11 protein-coding genes are annotated in these 6727 nt (G+C 57.3%); 8 read left to right on the top strand and 3 right to left on the bottom strand.

Features of this window, described 5'->3' with window-relative positions; translation table 11 throughout:
• Positions 1 to 24: 24 nt before the first annotated feature.
• The 5 genes from IVB13_RS08285 (at position 25) to IVB13_RS08265 (ending at position 2853) form a co-directional block, all read left to right on the top strand.
• Positions 25 to 1134, top strand: a complete 1110-nt coding sequence (locus tag IVB13_RS08285) for a hypothetical protein (protein ID WP_247488299.1) — start codon at positions 25 to 27, stop codon at positions 1132 to 1134.
• A gap of 139 nt (positions 1135 to 1273) precedes the next feature.
• On the top strand, positions 1274 to 1501 hold the full coding sequence (locus tag IVB13_RS08280) for a hypothetical protein (protein ID WP_247488297.1): 228 nt from the start codon (positions 1274 to 1276) through the stop codon (positions 1499 to 1501).
• A 102-nt stretch (positions 1502 to 1603) separates the two neighbouring features.
• On the top strand, positions 1604 to 1939 hold the full coding sequence (locus tag IVB13_RS08275) for a hypothetical protein (protein ID WP_247488295.1): 336 nt from the start codon (positions 1604 to 1606) through the stop codon (positions 1937 to 1939).
• 37 nt (positions 1940 to 1976) lie between these two features.
• Entirely contained in the window at positions 1977 to 2348 is a 372-nt protein-coding gene (locus IVB13_RS08270; protein ID WP_247488292.1) for a DUF2493 domain-containing protein, read from the top strand.
• 10 nt (positions 2349 to 2358) lie between these two features.
• Positions 2359 to 2853 carry a GcrA family cell cycle regulator gene (locus tag IVB13_RS08265; RefSeq protein WP_247458639.1) on the top strand — a complete coding sequence of 165 codons (495 nt, stop codon included), beginning with the start codon at positions 2359 to 2361 and terminating at the stop codon, positions 2851 to 2853.
• Positions 2854 to 2883: 30 nt separating this feature from the next.
• Here the strand turns inward: IVB13_RS08265 and IVB13_RS08260 are convergent, their stop codons facing one another.
• Positions 2884 to 3033: a hypothetical protein gene (locus IVB13_RS08260; RefSeq protein ID WP_247488290.1), complete on the bottom strand. Its 150-nt coding sequence runs from the start codon at positions 3031 to 3033 to the stop codon at positions 2884 to 2886.
• Between IVB13_RS08260 and IVB13_RS08255 the strand changes: the two genes are divergently transcribed.
• Together IVB13_RS08255 and IVB13_RS08250 are read left to right on the top strand one after the other, a co-directional pair.
• Positions 3032 to 3280, top strand: coding sequence for a hypothetical protein (locus IVB13_RS08255; protein WP_247488288.1), 249 nt, complete (start codon positions 3032 to 3034; stop codon positions 3278 to 3280). The two genes, IVB13_RS08260 and IVB13_RS08255, sit on opposite strands and share 2 nt — an antisense overlap.
• A gap of 253 nt (positions 3281 to 3533) precedes the next feature.
• Positions 3534 to 3758, top strand: a complete 225-nt coding sequence (locus IVB13_RS08250) for a hypothetical protein (RefSeq protein WP_247458630.1) — start codon at positions 3534 to 3536, stop codon at positions 3756 to 3758.
• Between the two features lie 269 nt (positions 3759 to 4027).
• Here IVB13_RS08250 and IVB13_RS08245 read toward each other — a convergent pair whose 3' ends face one another.
• Positions 4028 to 5845, bottom strand: coding sequence for a hypothetical protein (locus tag IVB13_RS08245; protein WP_247488285.1), 1818 nt, complete (start codon positions 5843 to 5845; stop codon positions 4028 to 4030).
• Between the two features lie 233 nt (positions 5846 to 6078).
• Here IVB13_RS08245 and IVB13_RS08240 point away from each other — a divergent pair, with 233 nt between their 5' ends.
• On the top strand, positions 6079 to 6345 hold the full coding sequence (locus IVB13_RS08240) for a hypothetical protein (RefSeq protein ID WP_247458621.1): 267 nt from the start codon (positions 6079 to 6081) through the stop codon (positions 6343 to 6345).
• Here IVB13_RS08240 and IVB13_RS08235 read toward each other — a convergent pair whose 3' ends face one another.
• A complete protein-coding gene (locus IVB13_RS08235; protein WP_247458618.1) occupies positions 6346 to 6708 on the bottom strand; it encodes a hypothetical protein in 363 nt (120 codons plus the stop codon). It abuts the gene before it with no gap.
• Positions 6709 to 6727 lie beyond the last annotated feature (19 nt).

Here is a 6727-nt window from a genome sequence, read left to right as displayed (position 1 = left end):
CCCATATAGGGGAATATAAGCGAGATGGCAAAGAGCGAAATTATCAATGATTACAACGAATATTGCATCAATGACCCTGCAAGTTCTGTCCTCTTGGAGCAGAACGGGGCAGGAACAAATAAGAAGATTGACACGCCACTGACACAGCAAAGTTCAGGAGACGTTCTCACCCTCGCCGGCCTGATCGAGGCTTACCGGACCCACAAGGCTTCCAGCTTCCATAAGCTGGCCTACGACAACCGGAAGAACACCCGCCGGCTGACCGAGCGCATGGACGAGCAGTATGGCTCGACGCCCCTTGCCGAGATCCGCGCCTCCACCATTCGCATCTGGCACGACGGCTGGGCCGAGGGAGGCAAGGTCTCAATGGCGCATTCGTTCATCGCCCAGCTTCGGACCATGCTCGGCTTTGGTCTCCTAATGCTGGAGGACCGTGAGTGCGAGCGACTTTGCGTCACCATGAGCAAGCTCAAGTTCGAACAAGCCAAGGTGAGCGATGTCAGCCTCTCGCCCGAGCAGGCTGACGCGATCCGGGAGGCCGCGCGACGACACTTCGGCTGGTACTCCCTAGCCCTCGCCCAAGCATTCCAGTTCGAGCTCGTCCTGAGGCAGCGCGATGTTATCGGCCAGTGGGTTCCCGAGAGCGAGCCCGGCGAATCTGACATCCGGTACAACGGGCTGAAATGGCGTGCTGGCATCCGTTGGTCAGAGGTCGCTGACGATATGGTCCTGCGGCACCGCACCAACAAGCGTCAGAAGATGATGGCGGCCGACTTGAAGCTTTGCCCCATGATCCAGGACGAGCTTCGCTACCTGAATTACCGCTCGCCGGACGGCCCGATCATCATCAACGACGTCACCGGCCTGCCGTGGAGCGCAAATGAGTTCCGCCGCAAATGGCGCTTGGTCGCCAACCACTGCGGTGTCCCGAAGGAAGTCAAAGATATGCACTCGCGGAGCGGAGGCATCAGCGAAATGTTCCGGGCCGGCGTGCGACCTGATGCAATCATGACCATGGCAACGCACAGCGATCTCGCCATGACCATGCGTTACAATCGTCAGAACCACCTCGATACGAGCACGGAAGGGCAGCTTGCTCGCCTGGAATATCGCAACCGCAAGGCCGAGGAATAGCCATGCGGCGGCTGAAGTGGATCTGGGACTGGAAGGTCACAATGACCATCGGCCTGCTCGATGGCCTGCCGATCTTATGGTTCGAATGGGAGCAGAGGACGCCGCCGCCGTGGTCCTCACAGTGCAGGGGGGAACATTCATGACAAATGCCCACATCGCCTTCAAGGAAGCAATCGCCCGCCACTACAAGGCGGAGCGGGATCGCGCCGAGGATTGCCTTGGCGACATCATCAAGATTTTGGACCAGGAGGGCGATCAGGTCGAGCAGATCTTGAACCGTCTTGTCCGCCATTACAGCCGCACCGACCCGGCGCTGCCGTATTCCAATCTGACCACCTCCTCCGCACTGCGACAGGGAGAACGTTGATGCAGCACGATCAGCACGTCATAGCTTGGCGTCGGAAGCGCGCCGACTACTACGGGTGGGTTTGTGATTTCGCTAAAATTCTTGGCCAATGAGGAGGACGATATGACTGACACGAAAATTCAAGCGCCGAATCCCGCCGACTTCTCCTGCAACGAGAAGCCGGGGGAATACACCGCTAAGATCGAAGTTAAGGGCGTAATCTCAATACCCATCAAGGCTGAGAGCCAAGAGGACGCACAGCGCCAAGCTGAAGCGGAGCTAGAGCGCATTGAGAAGGAAGGGTATGTCGAGATTAATGGAATCGACGAGATCGACTTGCAGTACGTGACAAAGGATCGCCCGATGTATCGCGTTACACGGGGAGGAGAGCGGATGCAGGTCTCGCACCTTCGGCCCGGCGACCTTCCGCGCGACCCTGACCCTTCCTACGGCTTTTAAGCCACACTCGCGCAGAGGCAAGGACAATGAGGACGACATGAAACAGACGGTCTTGGTCTGCGGCGGGCGCGACTACGATGACGCCCGATCGCTCGGCATGGTGTTGGATGCAGCGCACTCGGCCAACCCGATCGAATGCCTCGTCCACGGGGCAGCGCGCGGTGCTGATACGCTGGCGGCCGATTGGGCTCTAGAGCATGACGTGCTCTGCAAAGCCTACCCAGCGGACTGGGACCGCGACGGGAAAGCTGCCGGCCCAATCCGCAACCAGCGGATGCTCGACCTGGGTAAGCCGCACATGGTCGTCGCTTTCCCAGGCGGCAAGGGAACAGCGGATATGATCCGCAAGGCTGAAGCGGCTGGCGTGCCCGTCGTCCGGGTCACACGCGCAGTCCCGAATGGTCAGTGAGGTAGTGACCATGAAGGAATGGTCTATAGATGAAGACGATGTGATTTTGCGAATGCTCTCAGAGGGGCAAACGCGGAATCAGATTGCCGCGCACTTCGGCGTCACGAGGAACGCCATCTGTGGTAAGGTTCACCGCCTAACCAAGCCAGAGATAAGCGCGATGGACCCCAACGCTGAAACGATTGCTGCGATGAACGATCCGGGCGATGTCCGCGAGGGAACGACGGAAGAAATCCTTGAAGCAATACTCGCGGAAAAGCCAGAACCTCGTGCCCTCATGGAAGGTGAACGCGATGCATTGCGGTGGTTTGCTGAGCGCGGCCCTACTCCCGGCCTTGATGTAACGACCGTACCGGGAGGACTGCGTATTTTCCCAACCGCTCGTATGCGCGATCATCTGTTGGAGATCGGCATGTTAGAGCGCCGCGCGCCGTTAGGGATGTATTTGTACGAAGTTTCCGAGGCTGGCCGTGCAGCATTGGCTGCCGCGCGTGATCATTGCTGACCGAGGAGTGAAACTGTGAAGGAAACTTTATCAGTCTTGGCTTTGTTCGGAGGTACGTTCGCCTTCATCGCGCTCGGCCTCCACTTCGGGTTCAAGTGGATCGACAAAAAGCTGCACTACCGCCCGATCGACCCCAGCGAGCCGATCGTTCGGCGGACCGATCATCGAGGATGAGAACATGCCACTGAAATTCACTAGCCGAGAGAAGCGGGACGAACTGGCCGAGCGGTTGATAAACCTGTCACAATATATGCAGTCATCCTTCGACCAGGGACAGCATGGTACTATAGGGGTGACTGATCAGATGATCGGCGACCTCAAAACAGCCGCCTGCGTGATCGCCTTGGCCGATATCCAAGAGCCAAATCAACTAACTCAAAAAGAAATCTTTGACCTTCAGCAATACCCCAACGCGAAGCCTCAGTAGCGATGATGAGCAGGAAACGACGATGAACCCCGAGAACGCCCTTATCAGTCGGCGAGTTGTGCACTCAGATGAGACTCAAGTGGTTATTGAGGAGCGATGGAATTTGGACCATCCCGATAGCCCCTTTGTAAGGGCGTATTCCTTGATCAACCCGTATCAATCTGCGCACATCCGGCAGTTCGTTTTATCGCCGGACGAATATGCTGAATCAAAGATTCCGCTTAAGCAGTCCTAAGCGAAACGTGAGGATGTGATGGCAATAGATCAGTTCGGAAATCAATGGACGCTCAAGTTCAAGGCCGGTGACATATGGGCGAGCGGCACGGACGACGACGGGAAGCCGTGCATGCGTCGCGTGTTCGACCGGGAGCTAGTCATCGATTGGTCGAAGCCAAATGCAGTCAGACGATTGACCTTGACGGACGAGCCGATGGAGATCGACCTGACCGCCGCAGATGGGCAAGGAGCTGTGACGTGACCGAACAGATAGATAAGATGCTCAGAGAGCGCCAAGCGGTCAGAGACCTTGAAACCATCCCCATGACCCGAGGTCAACTCGTACAGCTTTTGATCCGGCTATACCTAGTTGAGGGGATGAAATTCGAACAGGCTGAGATCCGAGCGCGGATTCAGGTTGACGCCACATTCGCACACTTGCGCTGCCCCTGAGGGAGTTGGGGAGCGGACTACGGCTTCGGCGGTGGAGGCGGCGGCTTTGGCCGCGCGCCCATCTTTCCAAACCGCATCTCAATACTGCTTCGTCGTGTCGCCCAGCAGGCGCCAGCTATTCGCTGCCGTGCCTTGGCAAGTCACCGGACCGGCCGCGCCAAGCGTCCCGAGCGCCGCGTTTGTGTTATAGCAGAAGTTCCCGGTTGCTCTCGCGATGCCGGTTGCGCTCACGTCAACTTGAACATCAGACCCCTTCGGGTTGATAACCGGCGTCCCGGAGACCACAACTAGGTAGGTATTGCCGCCGCCGAAGGTGTTGCCAGCCATGGTCCAATTGACGGTTACGTTTCCGGTGGTCCGCAGGAAGGCATTAAAGCAGCTATCGAGCTGGCAGTCATTGATGCTCAAATCACAGGTAGCGGAGATGTTGCCGACGCATGGTCCATTGAAATAAGCACCATTCAAGCCAAGACGAGGAAGGCCAAGAGCACCGCTCGCGATTTTGAAGACGTTCTGGAATCCGTTGAGATAACCGCCGCTGACGTTAACCGCTCTGACGGTCGATCCCGATCCAAGGAAAACTAGCGCATCAAACAGGAAGGCTCCGTTGTAAATAAAGCCAGCCCCGAACACGTTGATATTGTACACCGTTCCTGAAATTGCGGCATAGGAGACGCTTGTTCGATTGGGAAATCCAACCAAGGATGCAGCGGGGTTATAAATATCCAGCGCTCCGACCGTACCGTCGCTGGTGACGACTACGACGCCCGTAGCCGTGGCCGGGATATTCGGAGCAACATTGTCAAGGGTCAGGCGATCGACAATCACTGTTTGCACTATGACCCCAGCCCCGGCCATGGCATCGACGTTACGGAACGCAATTCCAGAAACCACCTTCGTTGAAGTGTCAGAGGCTACCTTGCACGCATTTTGCGGAGCGTATCCATGCACGCCATCGAACTCGATGTTGTACATGAACTCGGTCGATAGGCCCGCATAAACCACCGCAAGGCAGGCGAGTGTCTTGGCGTCGATGTTGACGCATTTGAACCCGATGCAGTCGCCGCCGCCAGTGAAATTGTATTGCAAGAATGGAGCGCCAGTCTCCGAGCACTGAACCGAGACGACATCATCTCCGTATCGACCGAAAACACCATTCACATAGCCGCCGAAGGCAGGACCATAGACCTTGACCCCATCGCTATTAGTGGATGGAGAATAGAGGTTGACAACACTGTAGTCCCGCACGGCTCCGAAGCAGATGCAATATTTGCTGGCGTTCTTCACGGCAAGGTCGCGAAACACGATGTTCTGTGCATAGGCGCCGATCAGCGCGAATGACTCTGTGGCGCTGCCGTTGACCGTTGGATAATTGTAATCCCACTGCCCGCCTTGCACGATGATATTCTTGTTGGCCTTCGTCGCCAACGCGGAGCCGGTCGGGGCCGTCGTGGGTTGCCGTTGCGGGATGAAAGTGAAGTTGTTCGCGTCGGTGACGGACTCCACCTGGAACACGCCGTTATAATAGGTCGGCGTCGAACCTTTGAGGTAAATCGGGTCTCCGACCGATTTACCATGAGCAGTCCATGCGACCGATACCGGAACTCCGCTCGTCCACGACAGTGTGACAGCCGTAAACGATCCGTTCAAAAACTGGTCCGTCACAAGCATATTGCCAGGGGCGGCAGCAGTGTTTGTAATGGTCATCCCCTCGCTGAGAGTCAGCGTGGTATTATCCGGGATCGAAAGTGTGGCGTTGATATAGACGATGCCGCTGCCAATCAGCGTCACATTGCCACCGAGATTTAGCGCGGTTTGAATCTTTGTGACATTCGCCGCTGCGGCCGAAGTGTCGTTCAGCGTGGGGGCCACAAGCCCGCGATCAATATAGCTCATGTCAGACCCTCACCAGAATGTAGTTGCCTTGTGCGCCGAGCACGTATTGGCCGTCGCTCATTTGCAGGAATTGATAGCCAGCGGGTGCCACTGGCACTGTCCCAAGGGCAGTGCTGCCCTCCCTGCCGAAGCCCCTGCCACCGGCGCCTAGCTTTCCAAATGCCATTCTATGAAGCTCCAATATTGCGGGGTCGCGTGGCGGCGTGCTTCAATTCAGCCTCCAGGAGGATTCGATGATTGATTGGGATAAGATTCGGACTTACCGCTACTCGACCGAGGCTGCGCCAGAGCATTGGCCCCGCGGGATCAAGCCCATATCGAGTGAGGGCTTGTCCTTGTTCGGGATAGACCCTGCGTCCGGTAAGCTTTATTGGGATGGCCAAGAGGTGGCCACTGTTTTGAAGCTGGCTGCTGTGGAACGCTGCCTCGCGTTCATCGGTACATTCAGCGCTCTTGGCATGTTCATTCTGAAGTTGGGTGAAGCCAAGAAATGGTGGTGACTAAGGCGCGGCGATCACCGAGATGGAGGCGCCCGGCTGGACTCCAAAGTACTCAGGCGACATGGCGCCGATCGGCAGGCTCGAGGTCGTGGCCGTGCCGCCAACCTTCACCGCGCACTGCACCTCGCAGGTGATGCGGATGTATTTGGTCTGCGCATTGAAGGCGGCCGAGGACTGCACTCCGCCGCTGATGTCGAGCGTGGCCTGATCCGTGAGGCTGGGCAGAGCGGCCATCTGGCCGGGAGAGCCGCCGCTTGCGGTCGCCGTGAGGACCGCGAATTCCGAGATCCACACGCGGGACGCGGCATCGGCTGAGGTGGCAGACAGCAAGAAAAGTGCCGCCGCAAGAGTTTTGCGAAGCATTGGTAGTCTCCAGTTGTGG

Origin of the sequence: Bradyrhizobium sp. 17 (genome assembly GCF_023073515.1) — a bacterium.
Classification (GTDB): domain Bacteria; phylum Pseudomonadota; class Alphaproteobacteria; order Rhizobiales; family Xanthobacteraceae; genus Bradyrhizobium; species Bradyrhizobium canariense_D.
This window is presented reverse-complemented; position numbering and strand designations above follow the sequence as displayed.

What these genes read in the sequence shown, in the direction of transcription:
- IVB13_RS08245 (WP_247488285.1), bottom strand. Translation starts at nt 5,845, where the DNA reads ATGAGCTATATTGATCGCGGGCTTGTGGCCCCCACGCTGAACGACACT.
- IVB13_RS08250 (WP_247458630.1), top strand. Translation starts at nt 3,534, where the DNA reads ATGGCAATAGATCAGTTCGGAAATCAATGGACGCTCAAGTTCAAGGCC.
- IVB13_RS08255 (WP_247488288.1), top strand. Translation starts at nt 3,032, where the DNA reads ATGCCACTGAAATTCACTAGCCGAGAGAAGCGGGACGAACTGGCCGAG.
- IVB13_RS08285 (WP_247488299.1), top strand. Translation starts at nt 25, where the DNA reads ATGGCAAAGAGCGAAATTATCAATGATTACAACGAATATTGCATCAAT.
- IVB13_RS08270 (WP_247488292.1), top strand. Translation starts at nt 1,977, where the DNA reads ATGAAACAGACGGTCTTGGTCTGCGGCGGGCGCGACTACGATGACGCC.
- IVB13_RS08260 (WP_247488290.1), bottom strand. Translation starts at nt 3,033, where the DNA reads ATGTTCTCATCCTCGATGATCGGTCCGCCGAACGATCGGCTCGCTGGG.
- IVB13_RS08280 (WP_247488297.1), top strand. Translation starts at nt 1,274, where the DNA reads ATGACAAATGCCCACATCGCCTTCAAGGAAGCAATCGCCCGCCACTAC.
- IVB13_RS08240 (WP_247458621.1), top strand. Translation starts at nt 6,079, where the DNA reads ATGATTGATTGGGATAAGATTCGGACTTACCGCTACTCGACCGAGGCT.
- IVB13_RS08265 (WP_247458639.1), top strand. Translation starts at nt 2,359, where the DNA reads ATGAAGGAATGGTCTATAGATGAAGACGATGTGATTTTGCGAATGCTC.
- IVB13_RS08275 (WP_247488295.1), top strand. Translation starts at nt 1,604, where the DNA reads ATGACTGACACGAAAATTCAAGCGCCGAATCCCGCCGACTTCTCCTGC.
- IVB13_RS08235 (WP_247458618.1), bottom strand. Translation starts at nt 6,708, where the DNA reads ATGCTTCGCAAAACTCTTGCGGCGGCACTTTTCTTGCTGTCTGCCACC.